The 19,490-nt window shown below is 65.0% G+C and carries 17 protein-coding genes and 2 tRNA genes; 6 read left to right on the top strand and 13 right to left on the bottom strand.

The annotated features are described in order from the left end of the window. Window positions 1-15: 15 nt before the first annotated feature. The 4 genes from J3R73_RS22030 to J3R73_RS22015 all read right to left on the bottom strand — a co-directional run bounded on the left by J3R73_RS22030 (window position 16) and on the right by J3R73_RS22015 (window position 4,335). The gene (locus J3R73_RS22030) at window positions 16-1,038 is read right to left on the bottom strand and encodes a sugar ABC transporter substrate-binding protein (RefSeq protein WP_307432047.1); all 1,023 of its coding nucleotides are present in this window, start codon (window positions 1,036-1,038) and stop codon (window positions 16-18) included. Window positions 1,039-1,205: 167 nt separating this feature from the next. Next, window positions 1,206-2,459 (bottom strand): ROK family protein, encoded by a 1,254-nt coding sequence (locus tag J3R73_RS22025; protein WP_307432045.1) that lies wholly within the window; start codon window positions 2,457-2,459, stop codon window positions 1,206-1,208. Window positions 2,460-2,930: 471 nt separating this feature from the next. Next, window positions 2,931-3,404, bottom strand: a complete 474-nt coding sequence (locus tag J3R73_RS22020; protein ID WP_307432042.1) for a hypothetical protein — start codon at window positions 3,402-3,404, stop codon at window positions 2,931-2,933. A gap of 214 nt (window positions 3,405-3,618) precedes the next feature. Continuing rightward, window positions 3,619-4,335, bottom strand: a complete 717-nt coding sequence (locus J3R73_RS22015; RefSeq protein WP_307432039.1) for an outer membrane protein — start codon at window positions 4,333-4,335, stop codon at window positions 3,619-3,621. 1,239 nt (window positions 4,336-5,574) lie between these two features. Between J3R73_RS22015 and J3R73_RS22010 the strand changes: the two genes are divergently transcribed. Next, window positions 5,575-5,841 carry a type II toxin-antitoxin system HicB family antitoxin gene (locus tag J3R73_RS22010; protein WP_307432037.1) on the top strand — a complete coding sequence of 89 codons (267 nt, stop codon included), beginning with the start codon at window positions 5,575-5,577 and terminating at the stop codon, window positions 5,839-5,841. A gap of 146 nt (window positions 5,842-5,987) precedes the next feature. Here J3R73_RS22010 and J3R73_RS22005 read toward each other — a convergent pair whose 3' ends face one another. The 3 genes from J3R73_RS22005 to J3R73_RS21995 form a co-directional block, all read right to left on the bottom strand. Next, window positions 5,988-6,314 (bottom strand): hypothetical protein, encoded by a 327-nt coding sequence (locus J3R73_RS22005; protein WP_307432034.1) that lies wholly within the window; start codon window positions 6,312-6,314, stop codon window positions 5,988-5,990. 410 nt (window positions 6,315-6,724) lie between these two features. Then, complete coding sequence (locus J3R73_RS22000) at window positions 6,725-7,201, bottom strand: ferritin-like domain-containing protein (protein ID WP_307432031.1); 477 nt, start codon at window positions 7,199-7,201, stop codon at window positions 6,725-6,727. Window positions 7,202-7,492: 291 nt separating this feature from the next. Further along, window positions 7,493-7,569 (bottom strand) — tRNA-Pro (locus J3R73_RS21995). Between the two features lie 129 nt (window positions 7,570-7,698). Between J3R73_RS21995 and J3R73_RS21990 the strand changes: the two genes are divergently transcribed. The 3 genes from J3R73_RS21990 (at window position 7,699) to J3R73_RS21980 (ending at window position 10,132) form a co-directional block, all read left to right on the top strand. Beyond that, a tRNA-Gln gene (locus J3R73_RS21990) sits at window positions 7,699-7,773 on the top strand. 209 nt (window positions 7,774-7,982) lie between these two features. After that, window positions 7,983-8,276, top strand: a complete 294-nt coding sequence (locus J3R73_RS21985; protein ID WP_307432027.1) for a hypothetical protein — start codon at window positions 7,983-7,985, stop codon at window positions 8,274-8,276. 1,319 nt (window positions 8,277-9,595) lie between these two features. Beyond that, window positions 9,596-10,132, top strand: a complete 537-nt coding sequence (locus J3R73_RS21980) for a Ros/MucR family transcriptional regulator (protein ID WP_307432024.1) — start codon at window positions 9,596-9,598, stop codon at window positions 10,130-10,132. A 299-nt stretch (window positions 10,133-10,431) separates the two neighbouring features. Here J3R73_RS21980 and J3R73_RS21975 read toward each other — a convergent pair whose 3' ends face one another. Then, window positions 10,432-10,893, bottom strand: a complete 462-nt coding sequence (locus J3R73_RS21975; protein WP_307432021.1) for a Ros/MucR family transcriptional regulator — start codon at window positions 10,891-10,893, stop codon at window positions 10,432-10,434. An 899-nt stretch (window positions 10,894-11,792) separates the two neighbouring features. Here J3R73_RS21975 and J3R73_RS21970 point away from each other — a divergent pair. Further along, a complete protein-coding gene (locus J3R73_RS21970; RefSeq protein ID WP_307432018.1) occupies window positions 11,793-12,734 on the top strand; it encodes a sulfotransferase family protein in 942 nt (313 codons plus the stop codon). Window positions 12,735-12,794: 60 nt separating this feature from the next. Here the strand turns inward: J3R73_RS21970 and J3R73_RS21965 are convergent, their stop codons facing one another. Both J3R73_RS21965 and J3R73_RS21960 read right to left on the bottom strand, forming a co-directional pair. Next, window positions 12,795-13,298: an acyloxyacyl hydrolase gene (locus J3R73_RS21965; RefSeq protein WP_307432015.1), complete on the bottom strand. Its 504-nt coding sequence runs from the start codon at window positions 13,296-13,298 to the stop codon at window positions 12,795-12,797. Window positions 13,299-13,463: 165 nt separating this feature from the next. Then, the gene (locus tag J3R73_RS21960; RefSeq protein WP_307432012.1) at window positions 13,464-14,750 is read right to left on the bottom strand and encodes a hemolysin family protein; all 1,287 of its coding nucleotides are present in this window, start codon (window positions 14,748-14,750) and stop codon (window positions 13,464-13,466) included. Window positions 14,751-14,927: 177 nt separating this feature from the next. On the opposite strand from J3R73_RS21960, the gene J3R73_RS21955 reads away from it, so the two are divergent. Continuing rightward, window positions 14,928-16,256, top strand: coding sequence for an NAD(P)/FAD-dependent oxidoreductase (locus J3R73_RS21955; RefSeq protein ID WP_307432008.1), 1,329 nt, complete (start codon window positions 14,928-14,930; stop codon window positions 16,254-16,256). A gap of 256 nt (window positions 16,257-16,512) precedes the next feature. Here J3R73_RS21955 and J3R73_RS21950 read toward each other — a convergent pair whose 3' ends face one another. The 3 genes from J3R73_RS21950 to hutH are packed head-to-tail and all read right to left on the bottom strand — an operon-like array spanning window position 16,513 to window position 19,489. Further along, entirely contained in the window at window positions 16,513-17,100 is a 588-nt protein-coding gene (locus tag J3R73_RS21950; RefSeq protein ID WP_370879982.1) for a HutD/Ves family protein, read from the bottom strand. Next, a complete protein-coding gene (hutG, locus tag J3R73_RS21945) occupies window positions 17,100-17,942 on the bottom strand; it encodes an N-formylglutamate deformylase (protein WP_307432005.1) in 843 nt (280 codons plus the stop codon). The genes J3R73_RS21950 and hutG overlap by 1 nt, the downstream gene beginning before the upstream one ends. Further along, window positions 17,939-19,489 carry a histidine ammonia-lyase gene (gene hutH, locus J3R73_RS21940; RefSeq protein ID WP_307437594.1) on the bottom strand — a complete coding sequence of 517 codons (1,551 nt, stop codon included), beginning with the start codon at window positions 19,487-19,489 and terminating at the stop codon, window positions 17,939-17,941. Before hutH ends, hutG begins: the two co-directional genes overlap by 4 nt. Window position 19,490: the final 1 nt, after the last annotated feature.

Below are 19,490 nucleotides of genomic sequence, written 5' to 3'. Positions count from 1 at the left end.
AAGGCTAGGTCGCGATCAGCCCCAGCACTTCTTCAGGCCTTCGTCGACGCTGATCGAGGGGACGCCTTCGACCGGCTTGTCGGTCACCAGCACGGCGCCGGTATCGAAGAAGTTGAGGCCGGGCGTGTTGGCCGGCTTCTTGCCGGTCTTGATGAAGGTCTCGATCGCCTCCAGGCCCATCGAGGCCATCAGCAGGGGATATTGCTGCGAGGTCGCACCGATCTTGCCGTCCTTGACGTTGGTCACGCCGGGGCAGCCGCCGTCGATGGAGACGACGAGGACGTCCTTGGTCTTGCCGGCCGCCTTCAGCGCCTCGTAGCCGCCGGCCGCCGACGGTTCGTTGATCGTGTAGACGAGATTGATCGAGGGATCCTTCTGCAGCAGGTTTTCCATGGCGGTGCGGCCGCCTTCCTCGGCGCCGGCGGTGACATCATGGCCGACGATGCGCTTGTCGTCCTCGTCGCCGTAGTGCTTGGGATCCTTGATGTCGATGCCGAAGCCCTTCATGAAGCCCTGGTCGCGCAGATAGTCGACCGTCGGCTGGTTGGCGGCGAGGTCGAGGAAGGCGATGCGGGCATCCTTGGCCTTGTCGCCCATCGTCTTGTTGGCCCACTGGCCGATCAGTTCGCCGGCCTTGAAATTGTCGGTGGCGAAGGTCGCGTCGGCGGCGTCGATCGGATCGAGCGGGGTGTCGAGCACGATGACGAAGAGGCCGTTGTCGCGCGCCTTCTTCACGGCCGGGACGATGGCCGAGGAATCGCTCGGCACGATCATGAAGCCCTTCGCCCCGGCGGCGATCAGGCTCTCGATGGCGTCGACCTGGCTGTCATTGTCGCCGTCGAACTTGCCGGCGAAGCTCTGCAGGGTGACGCCGAGTTCCTTGGCCTTGGCCTCGGCGCCTTCCTTCATCTTGACGAAATAGGGATTGTTGTTGGTCTTGGTGATGAGGCCGATGATGTCGGCGGCGGAGGCCGAACCGGCCATCAGCGCGAGGGCGGCGGCGCCCGCCAGCAGCGTCTTGATCGTTTTCCCTACCATGTAGTCCTCCCGTTTGTTCATCGCCGCTTCTGCGCCGATGTCTTGGCATCCAGGCTCCGGATCTTCGCTCCTTCGCCGGAATTTCGTCCTTGCCGGAAACCGCTTCGAGGGCTCCGCGTCATCCAGGCGCCCCGGGCCGCCGTCGCCGCGTTCCTGCAGCAGAGCTGTCAATGCGCATGGGCCTCGCCTTTCGGGGTCACGGGTCGGGCATTGTCCAGCACGGTGGCCCGCGGGGCGAAATCGATGAAGAGCGGCAGGCTCGCGGCGCCGAGCGCGTGGGCGTTGGAACCGAAGGTGCCGAGCCGCAGGACGGGCGCGCTGCGCGCCTCCGGTATCGCCGCGACGAGGGCGATGCGCAGGCGCCTGGCGATCTCCTCCATGATCGGCGTGCCGAGGTCGCCGTCGAGGACGACATTGGGCACGTCCAGCAGGGCCTGTGCCGAGAGAACCGGCCCGACGAGCGCCTCGACGCAATCGGCCAGCCATTCCTCGAACCCGTCCGGGCAGGCCTCGATGGCGGCGGGCAGGTCGGAAAGCCGGGCGACGGCATGGCCGCGCCAGGCCAGATGGCGCATCAGGGCCGCGATCGAGGCACGGGCCAGCAGGATGTCGTAGGGACCCGAGGGCGGCGGTGCGGAAGGCAGGCGTGAGGCCGGCACCGGCAGCATGGCGACGTCGCCGGCATTGCCGCCGATGCCGCGGCGATAATCGCCCGCCAGCACCACGCCGCCGCCGACAGCCGGCCCGATGAAGAAATAGACGAAATCGTCCGATTCCCGGCCGAAGCCGTAGAAGAGTTCAGCAATGGCGGCCGCCGTGCCGTCATTCTCGGCATGCACGTCGAGGCCGGTCGATGCGCGCAGCGCCGCGGCGAAGTCGAAATCGTCCCACAGCGCCAGCGTGGGGCCATCGAGATGGAGCCGGTCGAGCCAGGCGCCGAGATTATAGGGCTGGGCGAGGCCGATGCCGAGCACGCGGCCGGGGGAAAGGCTGTCGGCATGCGCATGCAGCGCCTCGACGTCGGCCGTCACCAGCGCGAGCGTCTCCTCCGGGCTCGGCAGCGCCTTGCAATGGGACCGCTTGTCGATCAGTCTTCCGCCGAGATCGACCAGCGCCGTCTCGATGCGGTTGCGGTCGATCCTGACCCCGATGCCGTAGGCTCCGGTGGGTTCCAGGCGCAGCAAGGTCGCCGGCTGGCCGCGCTGGCCCTGATAACGCTTGCCGATGACCGAGATCAGCCCCAGTCCCCGCAGGTCCGCCACGATTTCGCCGATCGCCGTGTTGGTGAGGTTGGCGGCCCGCGCCAGATCGGCCTTGGACGCTTCGCGAAGGCGGCGAAGACGCTGCAGGACGATGCGGTAATGATAGTGGCGGATGCGCGCGGACGTCAGTCCACGCTCCGCCGTGGGCCCGGATGCCATTGCCTCTCCAGATTTCCTCCAGGGTGCCGGGACGATGCCGCGGCGCCTCTTAATTCATTGATGCTGATTAAATGGGGAGATCGCAGTCAAGTCAAGAGCCCAAAATGAAGGCAGTGTGACGGTTCCGGGTGCAGGCCCCGCCTGTGCGGGGGTATCCATGATGGCAGACGAGATGGATTCGGCCCGCCTCGTCCTCGGCAGCGCCCATGGTGCGTCTGGCGGGTCGTCATGCACGGCCCGGTACCCGCGGGACAGAGGGGATGGCACCGCCCCGCCGGAGGTTCACCGCGGCAAGGGGCTGCCGGCCGAACGCTCCCGCATCCGCCCACCCTTGGCCTGCATCGCTTGGATGGAATATCCGCTGGAGAAGAATTGCGATTCGATAGGAACGCAATTCTTCTCCAACTAAGTGTTTCAAGTCATTTTCTTGGTCGAAAAGTCGATCAGCTTTTCTGGAAGACGCTATCGGCGCTACTGCGGCTGTGCAGGGATCTTTGGCTGGAGCTTCGGTTGCGCCGGATTCTTGGCGGGAGCCTGCGCCTTGGGCTGTGAATTGGGGCGAGACGGCAGTGCAGGGCTCGTTACGCCCGCATGCGGGTGGTGCAGTATCGCCAGCACGGCCGCCAGCACCGATCGGTTGCGGTGCTTGATGCAATAGCCGCGCAGATGCTCGCGCAGGATGGTGGCGTCGTTCAGTTCCTCCGGCCCGCGGGCGCCGGCCTGATGCTCGGCGGCCTCGCCGGCCTTGCCCCACCTGGTATAGCCGTCGATGAAACCGTCGGCCCAGGCGATGATGTGGCTGTCCATCGCCTCGTGGCGCTTGACGGCGAAGGCGCAACGCATGTCGCCGTAATCGACGATTCTGGTCGTCAGGGTCTTGGGTGCCGCCAAAGCCGGCGCAGACACCAGGCCGCTTGCCAGTAATGCCGCCAGGATCCGCCGCATGATCGCCTCCATTGGTTCGAGCCCGGTGCCCCCTGCAGCGATATAGCAGCCGCGGCGGCGGCGCACAGGGGTTTTCAGGACAAACGGCGGGAAAGGCGATTTGGTTGCAGGAACTCCGCCGGTTGAACCGCTGTCGGAGCGCTGCGGCGGCGAGGCCGAACGAAAGCGCCGCCCCGGAGGGCGGCGCAAAGGTCGACGGGACGGTCGGGACGGATCAGAAGCGGTAGTTCACGCCCACCGTGCCGATGTCGAACTGGTTCTTGTACTTGAGGCTGAACGGCACATTGGCGATGGAATAAGCCTGGGTGCTGTCGCCGAGGTCGACGTGGCGATATTCGAGGCGGGCCGACCAGTTGTCGGTGATCGCATATTCGATGCCGAGGCCCGCGGTCCAGCCCCACTCCGTCTTGCTCTGCGACAGCCCTTGGGGCGCGAAGACGACGTTGACGGAATTCTTCACTTCGCCGCCCGCGATGCCGCCCGTCACATAGAACAGGGCGCGATCGACGGCGAAGCCCGCACGCAGGCGGGCCGAAGCGAGCCAGCGGGAATCGGTCTTGACCCGGACGGCGTTCAGCAGGTTCAGGTCACCGGAGATGCCCGAAAAATCGCCGTCGATTTCGGCGCCGACCACGAAGGAGTTGAACTGATAATTGTAGCCGGCCTGGGCGCCGCCGACGGCGCCGTTTGACGACCAGTCTCCGACGCTCGTCGTAAACGGCGGCGGAACAGGAACGGGAACCCCCGCGGTGAGCTTGGAAGAGCCCACGCCGTAGCCGGCGTTCAAGCCGACGTAAAAACCTGTCCAGGTGAAAGGCATCGCTTCAGGAGCAGTCGGCTCCACCGGCCGGGGCGCGAGATCAGCGGCGCGAGCGGAAAGCGTTGTTGCAGCCAACAGCGAGATTACAAGGATAGACTTCTTCAGCGCCATAGTGAGCTCCCCGACATTTCATTAGACATGGTCAACCCGACCTCGGGGAAAGCTGTAACACCTGCAGAAAGTGACGCAATGGGATTGGTGAGAAAAAACGACTCCACCAAGGCTTTTCGTGGAGTCTGTGATTTTAGAGCAACAGCTTTACAGGCGGCATGTGTAAAATTAACGTTTTTTAATTTGAGTATTGATAGCTGAAAATACGAATATTTCTCGCTGTACTATGATAAAAATTTTGGCAAGCATCAGGGCGTATACGTATAGTCGATATATCTGTGACAGATTAAAGCCACATTCGTCGATCGAAATTACGATTCTTGCCTCATTTTGTCGCAGTTTTGAACGTTCGGACGGGCCATTTAAGCACTGGCCCAGGTTGGGGGGCGAGGACCAGGCGATGAAAACTCACCACGCCCCGTTTCTCGGTCGGTCCAAGGTCTGGGGAACGAACAGGTGACGTCCAGCAGGCAGGGGCGCGCTCCCGGCCCGAACGGGCGACGGGCGATCGGCGGAGCCGCGTCGCCGTGCCGGGAAGGCCATTTGATCCGATCCGGCGGGACGCGGCGTCAGAGACCCACAGCCTGCCACCGCAGCATGGCGCGAACGGATGCGGGGCCGCCGAGGCGGGGCGCCGGTGATCGGTCCCGGGCGGCTCGTCGCGGCTAGGCGCGGACGGGGAAAGGACTCTTCGAAATCCCGCCCGACGAGCTCACGCGGCGAGGAGCGGTCGGCGCGGCATCCCGCCTGATTGAGGCAGGCCTCGCCTTTTTGCGGAAAAACGGGCGAAACCCGTCTGCCCTACGCTGCGCGGCTCTTTTAATGCGGACGCGTCGCCATGCTCACGGTCTTGATCCTCTTCCTCCTCGGTGTGGCCTTCTATTATGTGGCGTTCTGAAGCGCCGGCCGGTGAAGAGTGCGCCGAACCCGCCCGCCATCAAATCGGCAAGGTTTCTCTCTATCGAAAGCGCGGGCTGGGCACACCGGCCGATCTCGGGGCCGCGCGTTCGCGGGGCGATCGAGAGGATCGGCGACGGTGTTGACGGAGGAAGATGCCGGAGTATGCTACCGCGCTTGGCCGGCCGGTCTTCGCGCCGGAGGCTGCAGCGGACGCCGCAGCCGTCCGGGCCGCTGCCCGACCCAGTTATGAATGCGTATCAGCCTTGTCCGGAAAGACTGTCCCGACACGCCGGACCGGGAGCACCCGACGCCCTATGCCAACAGACAGGGATTCGCATCATGACGAAGTTCATAGCGATCGTTGACCGGATGGAAGGTGCCTACGACGTCCATGTTCCGGACTGCCCGGGATGCGCCGCGATAGGCGAAACGGAAAACGAAGCCATTCGCAAGGCGGGCGCCGCCCTCAGCGAATGGGTGGGCCTGTCGGAGACGACGGGCCTGGAACGCCCGGCGCCGCGAACGGCAGAAGCCCTGCGCAGCGATCCCCACATCATCGGCCGTCTCGCCGAGGGGGCCGTCTTCGCCGTGCTCGAAGTGGCGTGAAACGGGCCGGCGCCCGTCGCCGGCCCCATCGCCGTTTGCCGTCCTCGGCGTCGCGATGCGCCATCGGGCGCCGACACGCGGTTCAACTCACATCGAAGGGGGAGGAGCGCCGGCCGATCAGCGGTCGGCCGGCGCAATCGCGTCCTTCACGGCTGCGTGCAGACTTTCCTCCAATGCATATGCTGGCGGAGCCGGCGGCAATCGCTGGCCGGGACAAGTCCATTGGAGGACATGCCTTCGTTGTCCGCACTGAACCAGAAACGGCGCCGGTGGTCGTGACGGATAGGATGATGCATCGCCTGGGTCGCATTGGCTTCGGCCCCTCCCATGCTGCCACCCGGATGGACCCGCATGATCGGGCCGCCGGCGTGACCGCCGAGATGGCCGCCGCCCATGCCTGCATGGCTGCCGAACGCAGCGGCGGGAGACGCAGAAATCAACGCCAGAAATAGAGAAAACACAATTCGCTTCATTATGGTTTGCCACTATCGGTATGCATCGGCACCGCTGCACACGCCTCTGGCGACCGTCCGCACCCGCCTGCTGATATTCGATGCCGATCAATGAGCGGGTGCGCCCATACGGTCGCTTCGGTGAGTGAACACCCGGCCCCTCGCCTTTATTGGCGCTCGCCTCTTCACGGCGGTTCAACTCGCCGCGATCGCTGTTCCCGGATCCGACGGCAGGGGGCACCGCGGATGGCGAGGGCAGGGCCGCGTCTTGCGACCCGGTTCTTCGCTCTGCGCGGCCCCGATCGCCCCGCGGCGCGTGCGCCGATCCGGTCGTGAACGTCTTACAGAAAAGATGATCGACTTTTCGATTGAGGAAATACGTCAGAACAAGAGGTTCGGGAAATTGTGATGCGATGGAATCACAGGCTGATCTAGCGGCTGAAGCTCATGTTCGGCACCTCTTCGCCGAGAGCGGACGCCAGATCGATCTGATGATCCTGCTCTTCCGTCAGAATCTGTCGAATCTGCTCCGCCATCGCAAATTCGCCCAGCGCTTCGCATTGCCGAACGCGGTCCCGGTAGTTGCGGACCGTCTCGTTTTCGTTGTCGAGGTCGAAGCGAAGCATGGCCCGGGCATCTTCCGAAGTCTTGACCGGCTTGGCGGTCACCGTCGGCATCTTCCCGAGATAGTCGATCTGCCTGGCTATCGTGATCGCATGCTTGAGCTCTTGATGGGCGTGCGTTTCGAGCTGCTCGGCGATGCTCATGAATTCCGCGCCCTTCAGCACCTGCGAGTACACGACATAGGCGATGATGGCCTGATATTCGCGGGACAGGTCTTCATTGAGAAGATCGGCGAGCTGTTCACGGGACACGTCCTGAACAGCGTTTTTGGCGGGATCCGGCATGAAATGATTCCTTTTGCGGTGAGGCGTCATTCAACGGTGCGCAAAAGGAGAAGTTCCGGCAGGCCCGGGACAGAAGGATTACGGCATTCCGGCGATGGGCGTGCCTGGAAGCAAAGCCGCCTCTTTGGAACATCGACGCATGAATGCACGACTTCTCGTTTCCGCGGCTAACAAGGCACACCTCAGAGAGGCGGCTATCCGTCGCCTCGGCGAACGAGGATGGATTACGGCCTCGACGGCTCGTTCCAAAGCCATCCTCGGGAAAAACGCCTCGTGCCAGGCGTTTGCAACTGGTCGGAGTGGCAGGATTTGAACCTGCGACCCCTACGTCCCGAACGTAGTGCTCTACCAGGCTGAGCCACACTCCGCCGCCAGTCGTGGCGGCTCTATAGCGAGATAGGCGGTGGGCCGCAAGCGGGAAGTGAGGGTTTTTCTCAAGGAGATTCCCGGCCGCTTCTTGCAGGGATGCGGCGAACCGGTTATTGACCCGCCCGTATTGGGGCGTAGCCAAGTGGTAAGGCAGCGGATTTTGATTCCGCCATTCGGAGGTTCGAACCCTCCCGCCCCAGCCATGATGCGTTCCGTCGGCACATTATCCAAGAAGACCAGCGCCTTGCCCCTTTTTCCGCTTGCCTGCTCCCATATCCGTATCGCCGCCGAAGTCCTTTTGCGAGATCGTCAGCGACGCCCCCGACGGTGACGGTACCCAAATACGTATTATCGATTGAATGCCGCGAAGAACTATGATCCGCTTGTGCGCATCGCGCCGGGAATAGGGCCTATGGACGGAAGTCTCGAAGACATTCATTGCCGCGGCCTTGCCGTCGCGCTCGACATCCTCAGCGAAGCCTTCGTCGATTTGGTCGGCGCCATGGCGGCCTTCGACAGCACGGCCGCCACGCAAGTGATCAGGACGCTGCACCCTTTCATGGGCGAGAGGCTGCAGAGCTTCATCGACGAGGCCCATGCGCGGGGCGTCGACGTCGAGCCGGCGGCCCGCCTGGCCGACGAGAAGCTGACGGACGTGCTGAACGAGGCATGGGGCAGGATCGGCGATCCCTCCGCCGCGAACTGAAGCCGGCTTCGTCATAAAGCGCGGCTTTCGCGGTGGGCTCGATGCCGCGGGGCTGGAAGCCCCTTTCCGAAAAGCGCAGGCCTTGCCGAGCGAAGCGCGCTTGCACAGGAGCGTCCTGTCATCGGAGAGCGAGGCCCGTCGGATCCGGTAGAACCGTCAGCGCGCGTGGGGATCGGTAAGCGGGCCGGGACCTTCCTTTCGTGGACATCCACCACCCTGTCGCCGTCAGGCGTGCTCTTGCCTGACCTGCCGCGGGCCGCCACTCGGCGATATTCGCGGGGCGAATTCTCCGAACGCGGGGGTAGAGAAGGCACGCGCCTCCCGCCGCACATTCCAGCCGGATCGCGTCCCGCCTGTCGCCGACCTGCAATGACGCCTGCCCGATTGCTCCTTTTTCCGAGCTTTGCGATTCGAGCCAGGTGCGTGGGGCTCCGAGAGAGCCGTCAACGACAGAAGCGGGCCCCGTACGAAACGGGGATCGATGGCGTGGAGCGGCTTTCGGTCCTCGGCAGCGCCGATGGAGGCCTCGAATTGTCAACAATCATATGATCCGCGACGAATCTTGATTTCGTTAGGGGAGGCCGGGATTGAAATTGATCCAGATCACGATGTATTGAAGGTGCCACGCTAAAGCTTGCCGGTCTGGCAATTTTATCAAAAAAGAGGAAGAGAGATACATGAGGGGGTCCGTTCTGAAGGTTACTGTCATTGCCGCTCTTGCAGGGATAATCATAGGGGTTCTTGTTCTCGCCGCTTGGGCCATACCGGAACGTGAAACGGACGACGTATTGCTGAACACGAGGGCCGCAAATCTGGTATAAATCGACGGATTATTGCGAAATAAGTCCGATATTTGAGCGTTTTTGCATAATTTCCGTGTATCCACATCGATATTCATCGCCGTCGACGGGACTCTGTCCTGGCCAGTCCTGCGCGACGTCCGGCGCGCGGCGGCATCCGCCGATGCCGTCCGGCGACGATCATGCGGACCGGCTGCGCTGAAGCGCAGCACGAAGATGCCGCCGGACAGTGAAATGCGGGTGCATTTCGGGTCAATGACGTTCCCGTGCCACGATCCGTCGGGGTGCCGGGAATGATTCAGCGCTCTCGGGAATTGGTGGCCGATCACCCAAGATGTCGCCAATTCTGACTGGCTGGGGCGTGCGGAGCCTGGATTCGCGCTCCCGGGGGGACGTCGGCGCAAGTAACGGCGATGGCAGGCTCTGACCCTGGAGATCGGTCGGCCAGTCCCGCGATGTTCGTGCCGGGCGTAGCGTCGAAAAGCAGCGCATCGGAGAATGCCGCCGTCACAATCGTGCATGCCGCGCCGGAACAAATCCCGCCGTGCCGGATTGAAAGGTCAAGTGGCAGAATTTCTAACCTTTCTCAGTCAGCTCAGGATCAGCACGGTGGACGACAGCAATACTACTCTCGTGGCGGAAATCGTCTCGGCCTATGTCTCGAACAATTCGGTGGCGGTCGCGGATCTCTCCCGGATCATCGGCGACGTTCACGCCGCCGTGCAGAGATTGGCGACGAACGAACCCTTCGCTGCTCCCCCCGAAGTAAAACCGGTCCCCGCCGTTCCCGTCAAAAAGTCGGTGACGCCGGATTTCATCTACTGCCTCGACGACGGAAAGAAGTTCAAGTCGCTCAAGCGCCACCTTGCAACCGCTTTCAACATGACCCCGGATGAATATCGGGCCAAATGGGATCTGCCGCCGAGCTATCCGATGGTGGCGCCGAACTACGCCGCGAGGCGCTCGGCGGTGGCGAAGGAACTGGGTCTCGGGCAATCCCGCAAGCGGGCCGTGGCCATGAAGGGCACGGCGAAATCGGTGTCCAGGAAACACTGAGCCGGGAAACACCGAGCTTGAAAACCGGGGGCGATGCGCCGGATTCGGCGTGCCGGCAGGACGGCTCGGCCATGCCCGCCGCCAGCGGTCATTCGCCTCATGACGACGATGGGATGTGCCGCGAAGGGGCGCATGCAGCGCGTCCTCGCCGCCGCGGCCCCCAAGCCTGCCGATGGAAGGGATCGCCGGTGACCGTGAAGAGTCTCTGCCCCATCATGGACGCATCAGCATCCGTCGCGCTGCCGCGCCGGCCCGTGGGGGCATCGCAATCCGGAGGCGGACGCCGGTACGCCGTCCTGCTATTCGGCGGGCGACGTATCGCTGGGCGCCGTGCGGGGCGCTCTCCCGGCGGCGGGTCTCGTGCCGCGCGCCTGGCCGAGGCCCATGTTCTTGGCGATGTCCGATCGCCGGGCGGCATAGTTCGGCGCCACCATCGGGTAATCGCCCGGCAAGTTCCATTTCGCCCGGTATTCGTCGGGCGTGAGGTTGTAGACCACGCCGAGATGCCGCTTGAGCGCCTGAAACTTCTTGCCGTCCTCGAGACAGACGATGAAGTCCGGCATCACCGATTTCTTGATGGGCACGGCCGGAACGGGCTTTGCGACCTCCGCTGCCGGAACGGAAGGCTCGATCGATCCGAGTTGCCGGATGGCGCTGTGGACGTCGCGGATGATCTTGGGGAGCTCTGCCTGTTCCACGGAATTATTGGCAACATAGGCTGCGATGATTTCTGCCACGAGCGTGGTGTAATTATCGTCCACTGTTCAAATCCCAAGCTGACTGTGAAGGGCAACGTTCCTAAGAGTAATCAGTTCCAGCGCACCATGAGCGCGTCCGGAACAGCGGCTCGACCCCTGCGTTCGCGTCGAAGGTCCGCTGCCGTGCGAGGACGTGCTACGCCCCACCTCGCTCAACTCGGCCCGCCGGCGCTCGTTCCTCTTGATTGTGCGCCGGAGCGGGATTCGGGGTTCTTTCGGCGCAGGGAGCGCGCGATCCTGGGGCTCCAACGTCTTTGGGGAACGGCGGGGCGGAGAGCGCGTGGCGGAACTTCAGCTCTCCGGGGCGACAGCCGTCTTCTCTCTCCTGCGGCAGTACAACGTCAATCTTCCATGGGGCGGGTAGATGATCGCCCTGCCTGCGTACGACATAGATCCTGCGGGTTCACTTCGTTCTTGAAATATCGACACCGTCGCCGATCGGCCGGCGCGGGATATATTTCAGATATATTCCGAACATCGGTAGAGGTGGGACGTGTTCTTTGCAAGCGCCCCATGTGTCACGCATTCGTCACAAAGAAATATTCGCCTTTGCGGTATGAGCCTCGATTTTCTTCGCTGAAGCGCTGCCCGCAAATAATGTGCACATCATTCGAGAAATATAGCTTACGGAAGCCGCCCGCCAAAGCAATATATGTCTATCGTCGGCAGGGTGCGTGCAACGGTGTGTGAGGATGCCATTTGTTAAGTTTAGTTTCTGCTTTGTAAAAACTTATATAATTTAGATTGCAGAATATTTAGGAATTAAAACTTGAAAACACCGCTTTCTTGGCCCAAGGATTGGGCAAGGAGATGAGATGACTCGGAAACTGATCCTAATTCTCGGTATGCACCGATGCGCGACGTCTGCCGTCGGAGGGGCCGTCGCCATGCTGGGAGCCGCCTTGCCGAGGCACCTCCTCGAAGCAGGCGTCTCCAATCCGAAAGGGCATTTCGAGGGGCGCCAGATCGTCTGGCTCAACGACCAGATCCTGCGTCAACTCGGCCGGAGCTGGGACGATCCGCGTCCCATACCGCAAGAGGCATTTCAGGGCGCCGCTTTCGACCTGACGGCGGACGTGGTGGCTTCCTGCATAGAGAGCGAGTTCGAAGGCGCTCCCTCGCTGATGGTCGTCAAGGATCCCCGGATCTGCCTTCTGGCGCCGATCTGGATCGAGGCGGTCAGGCGGCTGCAAGCGGAGCTCCACGTCTTTCTTCCCTTCAGGGCCCCGGCGCAGGTCGCCGCCTCGCTGATGAAGAGGGACGGCAAGGAGACCGGTCTGGCTCTGGCCTTGTGGTCCCGCTATGTCCTCGATGCGGAATATCACAGCCGGGGAATGCGGCGGGCCTTCTTCGATGCAGACGACTTCGTGAGGGACCCTGCCGCGGTGCTCCGCAGGGCCGGAGAGACGGCCGCCATGCCGTGGCCGATCCCCGGGAACGAGATCCGCAACGTCCTCGGTAATTTCGTCGAGGCCGGATTGCTGTCGAAAAGGGCCGATGGCGATACCGTGGCGGACACCGCGCAGGTCGAAATCTATCGCGAGCTGATGAAATTGAAGTCGGATCCCCACGATGCCGAGGCGCAGGCCGCCTTCGACGGGTTCCGGAGTGCGGCGACCCCGGGCATCATGCCTCCGCCGGCCGCCCCGCAAGTGGCGAAGGTCCGCGAAGGGCAGGCGGCGCCGGCCATGCCGAATGCGATGCTCACTCTGCAGAAGGTCTTGCTGAAGCTCAGCCGGCACAGGAGCTTGCCGACTGAAAGGCTGCGCAACAAGATGGGTCGCTTTGCGATCAAGCGTATCCTGAGAGGCGCCTGGAAAGGCTACGGGACGGCTTCCGGGTGATGGCGGGCAGGCGGCCGGCGCTCTCTGCGCCGGCGTCGTGCCGTTCCCGGCGCTTCGCCGTCAGAATTTGTAGCCGACACGGATGCCGTAATTCGTCAGGCCGCGATTATAGTCGCACAAACCGGCATTCGAACTGTGTTCGGCCGTCGCCATGATCCGCCAATGCTCGGTGAGGTTGTAGCCGAGCGAAGCGGATTCGCGAAAGAGGGCGTGGCAGCCGAGCGGGTTGGTGTCGTTGTGCAGGTCCTGCGTCTCGCCATTGTTCAGGCTGCCGCCGAACGAGGCTTCGACGAAGGCCCAGCTGGTGATGTTGTACTGCCAGGTGGCACCCGCATAGACGGTGCTGGTCTTGCCGTCGAAATTGATGGTGGTCCCGACATGAGGGCGCGGCAGCCACCATTCGTCCGCGGTTCCCCACGGCTTGGCAAAAAGCACTTCGGCGTTGAGATCGACACCGCCGGCTTCCGGGCTCCATGGCGCGTGGGCCATGCCGCCGAGCCGGACTTCGTCGATGAACGGCGCGTTGTCGACAGGGCTGGATGGGGGAGTGAGATCTGCCGCCAACGCGTATCCGCTGGCCGTCAGGGCGAGAATGGAAACAAATATGGATCTAAGCATCGAATCATCACCAATTCAGGCAATGTTTACCATGTGATTCGAGTTCGCCAAGGCAGCGCGACAGCCCACCATGATCGGAATCAAAAAAGGCCGGGATGCGTTGCCGAAACGTCACACCGTTGGTCGGGCAACCTTCGATACGAGGATCTTGTCGATCCGTCGGCCGTCGAGATCCAAAACCTCGAAGCGCCAGCCTTCCCGGACGAAGCTTTCGCCGATCTGCGGCAGATGATTGAGCTGCGACAGCACGAATCCTGCAGCCGTCTCGTAATTGCCCCGCACGATTGAAATGGAAAGCCTGTCGGCCAGTTCGTCCGCCTGCATCCAGCCGGAGACGAGATAGGAGCCGTCCGCGCGGACGACGATTGCGGGCTCGTCGTCCTCGTCGCTCTGGAAGGCGCCGATGATCGCTTCCAGCACGTCGTTGGCGGTGACGATGCCCTCGAAATGGCCGTATTCGTCGAAGACCAGCACCATATGCGCCTTGGAATAGCGTATCTCGCGCAACACTTCGAGCGCCTGCGTTGTCTCCATCACCGTCGGCGCCGGCTGGATATGCTCGCGCAGGGTCAGAGGCTTGCCGTCGAGCTGGCTCTGGAACAGGTCCCGTATGGTGACGACGCCGACGATGTCGTCGTCTTCCCCATCCTGCACCGGCAGCCGGTGGTGGCGGGTCGCATGCAGCTGGGCGAGGATGACGTCGGCGGGGTCGGCGATGTCGAGGACTTCGACGTCGCGGCGCGGCGTCATCAGCGAGCGCGCGCTGCGGTCGCTGAGCCGCATCACGCCGGAGATCATGTCCCTCTCGACGGCTTCGAGGACGCCGGCGCTTTCGGCTTCGGCGAGAACGGTGTGGACCTCTTCCTCGGTCACGGTCTCGTCGGCCTTGGCGTCCTGCCCGAGGAGAGCGAGGACCAGCCGGCCGGAGGCGTCCAGCAGCCATACCAGGGGCGCGGCGAGTTGCGAGAGCAGGCGCATGGCCGGCGCCATGAAGGCGGCGATCCGCTCCGGGTTGCGCAGCGCGATCTGCTTGGGCACGAGCTCGCCGATGATCAGGGAGAGGTAGGTGATCGCCACCACCACCAGGCCGACGCCGAGCGTGTCGGCGAGGGGCTGTGCCACTCCCATCTCTTCGAGCCACAGCGCCAGCCTCGCACCCAGCGTCGCGCCCGAGAAGGCGCCGGAGAGCACGCCGACGAGGGTGATGCCGATCTGGACGGTCGACAGGAAGCGGCCGGAGTTTTCCAGGAGCACCAGGGCGATCGCCGCGCCCCGGCTGCCCTGCCGGGCGAGGACGCGCAGCCGGGTCGGCCGAGAGGAGACGATGGCGAGTTCGGACATCGCAAGGACGCCGTTGAGAAGCGTCAGGATGGCGACGAAGGCGATGTCGAGAAACAAGGGGCCTCATGGGTTGCGCACCCGTGCGAAAGTCGGGCCGCCTATGAGTACCACAGAATCGCTTCGGCAAATACCGCCGGGCATGCCTGCCATGCGGGAAGGGGCATTTCTCACGAAAGGGTTGCGGAACACACGATTGCGGTTGCATGTTTCGGCAACCTCTCCGGAATGCTTCTCATGTCTCCCCCCGTCGATCGGGTTACCCCCTCCGCCAACCTGCCGGCGGCTGCCGACGTCGTCGTGATCGGCGGCGGTATTGCCGGCGTCAGCACGGCGCTCGCCCTCCTGCGCAAGGGCCATTCCGTGGTCCTGTGCGAGAAAGGCCGCATCGCCGGCGAGCAGTCGAGCCGCAATTGGGGCTGGTGCCGGGCCATGGGCCGCGACAGCCGCGAAATTCCGCTGATCCAGGAAAGCCTGCGCATCTGGAAGGGGCTGGATCGGGTGGTGGAAGCCGATGTCGGCTTCCGGCAGTGCGGCATCCTCTATCTGTGCGAGAACGAGGCCGAGATGCAGGGCTACGAGCCCTGGCTCGAGCATGCCCGCCGCCACCAGATCGGCTCGCGCCTGATCTCCGCGGACGAGACGCGCAAGGTCATGCCGGGGCTCGAGCGCCGGATCGCGGGCGCGCTCTACACCCCGACCGATGGGCGCGCCGAACCGGCGATCGCCGCCCCGGCCATCGCGCGGGCGGTGCAGGCCCTCGGCGGCACGGTGATGACCGATTGCGCCGTGCGGACGGTCGAGACGGCGGCGGGGCGGGTCAGCGGCGTCGTCACCGAGAAGGGGCCGGTCGCCTGCCAGGCGGTGGTGCTGGCGGGCGGCGCATGGTCGCGCCTGTTCTGCGGCAATCTCGGCCTGTCCCTGCCGCAGCTCAAGGTGCTGGGCTCGGTGCTGCGCACCCACAGGCTGGACGGTGCCCCTGAAACCTCGGCGGCAGGTTCCGACTTCGCCTTCCGCAAGCGGGCCGACGGCGGCTACTCCGTCGCCCATGGCGGTCTCTCGACGGCCGAGATCACGCCGGACAGCTTTCGCCTGTTCGGGGCGTTCCTGCCGGCGTTCCTCAAGGAGTGGCGCAGCGTCAGGCTGCATCTCGGCCGGCAATTCGTCGACGAGTGGCGCTGGAAGCGACGCTGGAACGCCGAGGAAGCGACACCGTTCGAGGCCGTGCGGGTGCTCGATCCCGCGCCGAACCACCGCCTGCTCGACACGGCGCTGGCCAGTCTGCGCAAGGCGCATCCGGCTTTCGCCGGCGCGGTGGAGGCGCAGCGCTGGGGCGGCCTGATCGACGTCACCCCCGACGCCGTTCCCGTCATCTCGGATGTCGCGGCGGTGCCGGGCTTCTTCCTGGCCACGGGCTTTTCCGGCCACGGCTTCGGCATCGGGCCCGGCGCGGGACGCCTGATGGCGGATCTCGTCGCGGGCGACGATCCGGTGGTCGATCCCGCTCCCTTCCGCTTCTCGCGCTTCAGCGACGGTTCCCGGGTGACGGTGGAAGCCGGTTTTTGAGCCGTTCCGCACGCCGCGCCGCGCGGCGATGGAACGGAACGGCTCTTCGCCGGTTGATGCGGTTCGAATGACGATCTATCCGGCTCCGGTCATCGGATGGCCGCGCAGGCGGATGGAAGATCTGGTTCGCGAGACCAGATCCGGCATGATGGTGACCTCCAGGCATTCATCACGGGACGGCTCGGAGCGATCCGGGCCGTCTTGTCTCTCGGAGGCGGTGCCGCGCCCCTGACCGCGCGGGATCACCCTTCCGAGGTTACCGAAGGCCCGGGCCTGAAGCCGTCAGCGAGATGATCAGCACGGGGTGGGACCCCTGGAGGCTGACCGGATTCTCCCCGGCCATCTCGATCACGTCGCCGAAAGCCATTGTGAGGGCCGCCTCGCCGACGGCCATCGGGCCGCTTCCCAGCGAGACGACCAGCCGCGTGCCGCCGGAGGGCAGGGCGGCCGGGCCGGCGCGAAGGTCGTGCCTGGCGACATGGTGGCGTATCCGGCCCCGCCGGCTCATGACGTTGAGGTCGCGGATCGGCCCGCCGATCAGCGACGCCGAGACGGGTACGTCGCCGGGGAACGGCAGCGGGTCGGATGCCGTGGTGAGCGTCAGAGGCGGCCGGCCCTCGATGGCCATCGCCAGGCCGTCGCCCTCGATCAGCGTCAGCGCGCGGTCGATGCCCGGAAACAGCGAGAACGGCCCGTCGCCGGCGACCACGGCGATCGAGACGCGCCAGTCGAAATTCTCCAGGCCGGCGCCATCGGGCGAGACGGCGATTTCGGTCGTGGTGCCGCCGCCGTTCTTCCAGGGCGTCGGCGTCAGGCTGGCGAAGCGGATGACGCGCATCGCCATCAGCGCGCCGCCCGCGCGAAGACCAGGCAGGCATGGAGAATGCTGCCCAGCGTCTCGCGGAGCGGCGCGGCATAGGCCGCGTCGAAGGGCGTCGGCCAGGTCATCTCCGAGACCGGCCCGAGCGGCTCGTCGACATAGCCGCGGCAGGCGAGCTCGATCTGCAGGGCATGGACGCCCTTGTCCGGCTCGCCGAGGCTGCGGGTGATGTAGCCGCCCTTGAAGCGGCCGTTGACGGCAGTCTCCCGTCCGCTCGACCGGCACAGCGCCTCGACCGTGCCGGCGAGCGCCGGATGGCAGCTCCGGCCGCTGTTGGTGCCGAGATTGAACACCGGCAGCGTCCCCTCGAACAGGCGGGGAATGATCGAACGGATCGAATGGCAGTCATAGACGACGAGCGTGCGGTGGCGCTGCTTCAGGCGGGCGATCTCCGCGTGCAGCGCCTGGTGGTAGGGGTCGAAATAGCGGGTCCGGCGCAGGGCGATCTCCTCGGCGTCCGGCGCCTGTCCTTCGCGGTAGAGCGGCTCGCCGTCGAAGGTGGTGGACGGGCACAGCTCCGTCGTGGCCTGGCCCGGATAGAGCGAGACGCCGGAAGGATCGCGGTTGACGTCGATCACCGTGCGCGAGATCGCGGTGCGCACGATGGTGGCGTCGAGGTCGGCGGCGAAACCGTAGAGGATGTCGATCCACCAGTCGGCATCCTTGCGCGCCAGCCAGGGCGAAGCGAGCTTCGCCTCGATGCCGTCGGGAATTTCGGTGCCGGTATGGGGAATGCTGACCACGAGCGGCGCCTGGCCGCGCCGTACCTGCAGCCAGTCGGGCGTAGCCCCGTCGCGATCCGTCATGCGGCGTCCTCCACCACGGCGGCCAGCAGCGGCAGCCCCGTGGCCGCCTGCGCATCGCCGTTCCAGATCAGGGCGGTCGCGGCTTCGATGTCCGGCGCGAAATGCCGGTCGTCCGCGAGAGGGGGCACGGCGGCGCGCAGCAGGGCGCGGGCGCGTTCGAGCGCCTCGCTCGACCGGAGCGGGGCATGGAAGTCGCATCCCTGCGCCGCCGCGAGATATTCGATGCCGACGACGGCGGCGGCATTCCGGCTCATGGCGAGCAGGCGCCGGGCGCCATGGGTCGCCATCGAGACGTGGTCCTCCTGGTTGGCGGAGGTCGGGATCGAATCGACGCTGGCCGGATAGGCGCGCTGCTTGTTCTCCGAGACCAGGGCGGCGGCCGTCACCTGCGGGATCATGAAGCCCGAATTGAGGCCGGGCTTCGGCGTGAGGAAGGCCGGCATGCCGGACAGGGCCGGGTCGACCAGCATGGCGATGCGGCGCTCGCTGATCGAGCCGATCTCGCACAAAGCGAGGGCGATCATGTCGGCGGCGAAGGCGACGGGCTCGGCGTGGAAATTGCCGCCCGAAATGACCTCGCCGGTGGCGGCGAACACCAGGGGATTGTCGGTCACGCCGTTCGCCTCGATGGCGAGCGTCGCCGCGGCCTGGCGCAGCAGGTCGAGGCAGGCGCCCATCACCTGCGGCTGGCAGCGCAGGCAGTAGGGATCCTGCACCCGCTCGTCGCCGAGGAGGTGGGAAGCGCGGATGGCGCTGCCCGCCATCAGTTCCCGCAGGCTTTCGGCGACCTCGCCTTGGCCGCGATGGCCGCGCAGCACATGGATGCGGCGGTCGAACGGGCCGTCCGATCCCCGGGCCGCATCGGTCGACAGGGCGCCGGTGACGAGGGCGCCCTGGAACACGCGTTCGGCCTGGAACAGGCCGGCAAGCGCGAGGGCGGTCGAGACCTGCGTGCCGTTGAGCAGCGCGAGGCCTTCCTTCGGGCCGAGCACGAGCGGGGCGAGGCCGGCTCGCGTCAGCGCCTCGGCGGCCGGCACCCGCTCCCCGCCCACGAAGAAGGCGCCGACGCCCATCAGGGCGGCGGTCATGTGGGCGAGCGGCGCCAGATCGCCGGACGCCCCGACCGACCCCTGTCCGGGAATGACGGGCATGAGGCCCTTCGCCAGGCAATGGCGCAGATGCTCGATCGTCGCCCATTGGACGCCCGAGGCGCCCTGGGCGAGACTCGCCAGCTTCAGGGCCATCACCAGCCTGACGATGTCGGCCGGAAGCGGGTCGCCGACGCCGGCGGCGTGGGACAGCACGATGTTGCGCTGGAGGATGGCGAGATCGGCATTCTCGATGCGCACGCTCGCCAGCTTGCCGAAGCCGGTATTGATGCCGTAGACGGGCTCGCCCTTGGCGATGATGTCCGCGATGGTGCGGGCGCTCGCCTCCACGAGGGGGCGGCAGGCCTCGTCAAGCGTGACCGGCGCGCCGTGATAGACCGCCCGCCAGCCCGCGAGGGAAACGTCGCCGGGACGCAGCAGAACGGGGTTGGGATCCAGA

It is taken from the genome of Labrys monachus, assembly GCF_030814655.1.
In the GTDB taxonomy this organism is placed as follows: domain Bacteria; phylum Pseudomonadota; class Alphaproteobacteria; order Rhizobiales; family Labraceae; genus Labrys; species Labrys monacha.
The sequence above is the reverse complement of the archived record's forward strand: the minus strand, read 5'-3'. Positions and strand labels throughout refer to the sequence as shown.

What these genes read in the sequence shown, in the direction of transcription:
- J3R73_RS22030 (WP_307432047.1), bottom strand. Translation starts at nt 1,038, where the DNA reads ATGGTAGGGAAAACGATCAAGACGCTGCTGGCGGGCGCCGCCGCCCTC.
- J3R73_RS22025 (WP_307432045.1), bottom strand. Translation starts at nt 2,459, where the DNA reads ATGGCATCCGGGCCCACGGCGGAGCGTGGACTGACGTCCGCGCGCATC.
- J3R73_RS22020 (WP_307432042.1), bottom strand. Translation starts at nt 3,404, where the DNA reads ATGCGGCGGATCCTGGCGGCATTACTGGCAAGCGGCCTGGTGTCTGCG.
- J3R73_RS22015 (WP_307432039.1), bottom strand. Translation starts at nt 4,335, where the DNA reads ATGGCGCTGAAGAAGTCTATCCTTGTAATCTCGCTGTTGGCTGCAACA.
- J3R73_RS22010 (WP_307432037.1), top strand. Translation starts at nt 5,575, where the DNA reads ATGACGAAGTTCATAGCGATCGTTGACCGGATGGAAGGTGCCTACGAC.
- J3R73_RS22005 (WP_307432034.1), bottom strand. Translation starts at nt 6,314, where the DNA reads ATGAAGCGAATTGTGTTTTCTCTATTTCTGGCGTTGATTTCTGCGTCT.
- J3R73_RS22000 (WP_307432031.1), bottom strand. Translation starts at nt 7,201, where the DNA reads ATGCCGGATCCCGCCAAAAACGCTGTTCAGGACGTGTCCCGTGAACAG.
- J3R73_RS21985 (WP_307432027.1), top strand. Translation starts at nt 7,983, where the DNA reads ATGGACGGAAGTCTCGAAGACATTCATTGCCGCGGCCTTGCCGTCGCG.
- J3R73_RS21980 (WP_307432024.1), top strand. Translation starts at nt 9,596, where the DNA reads ATGCCGCGCCGGAACAAATCCCGCCGTGCCGGATTGAAAGGTCAAGTG.
- J3R73_RS21955 (WP_307432008.1), top strand. Translation starts at nt 14,928, where the DNA reads ATGTCTCCCCCCGTCGATCGGGTTACCCCCTCCGCCAACCTGCCGGCG.
- J3R73_RS21950 (WP_370879982.1), bottom strand. Translation starts at nt 17,100, where the DNA reads ATGGCGATGCGCGTCATCCGCTTCGCCAGCCTGACGCCGACGCCCTGG.
- hutG (WP_307432005.1), bottom strand. Translation starts at nt 17,942, where the DNA reads ATGACGGATCGCGACGGGGCTACGCCCGACTGGCTGCAGGTACGGCGC.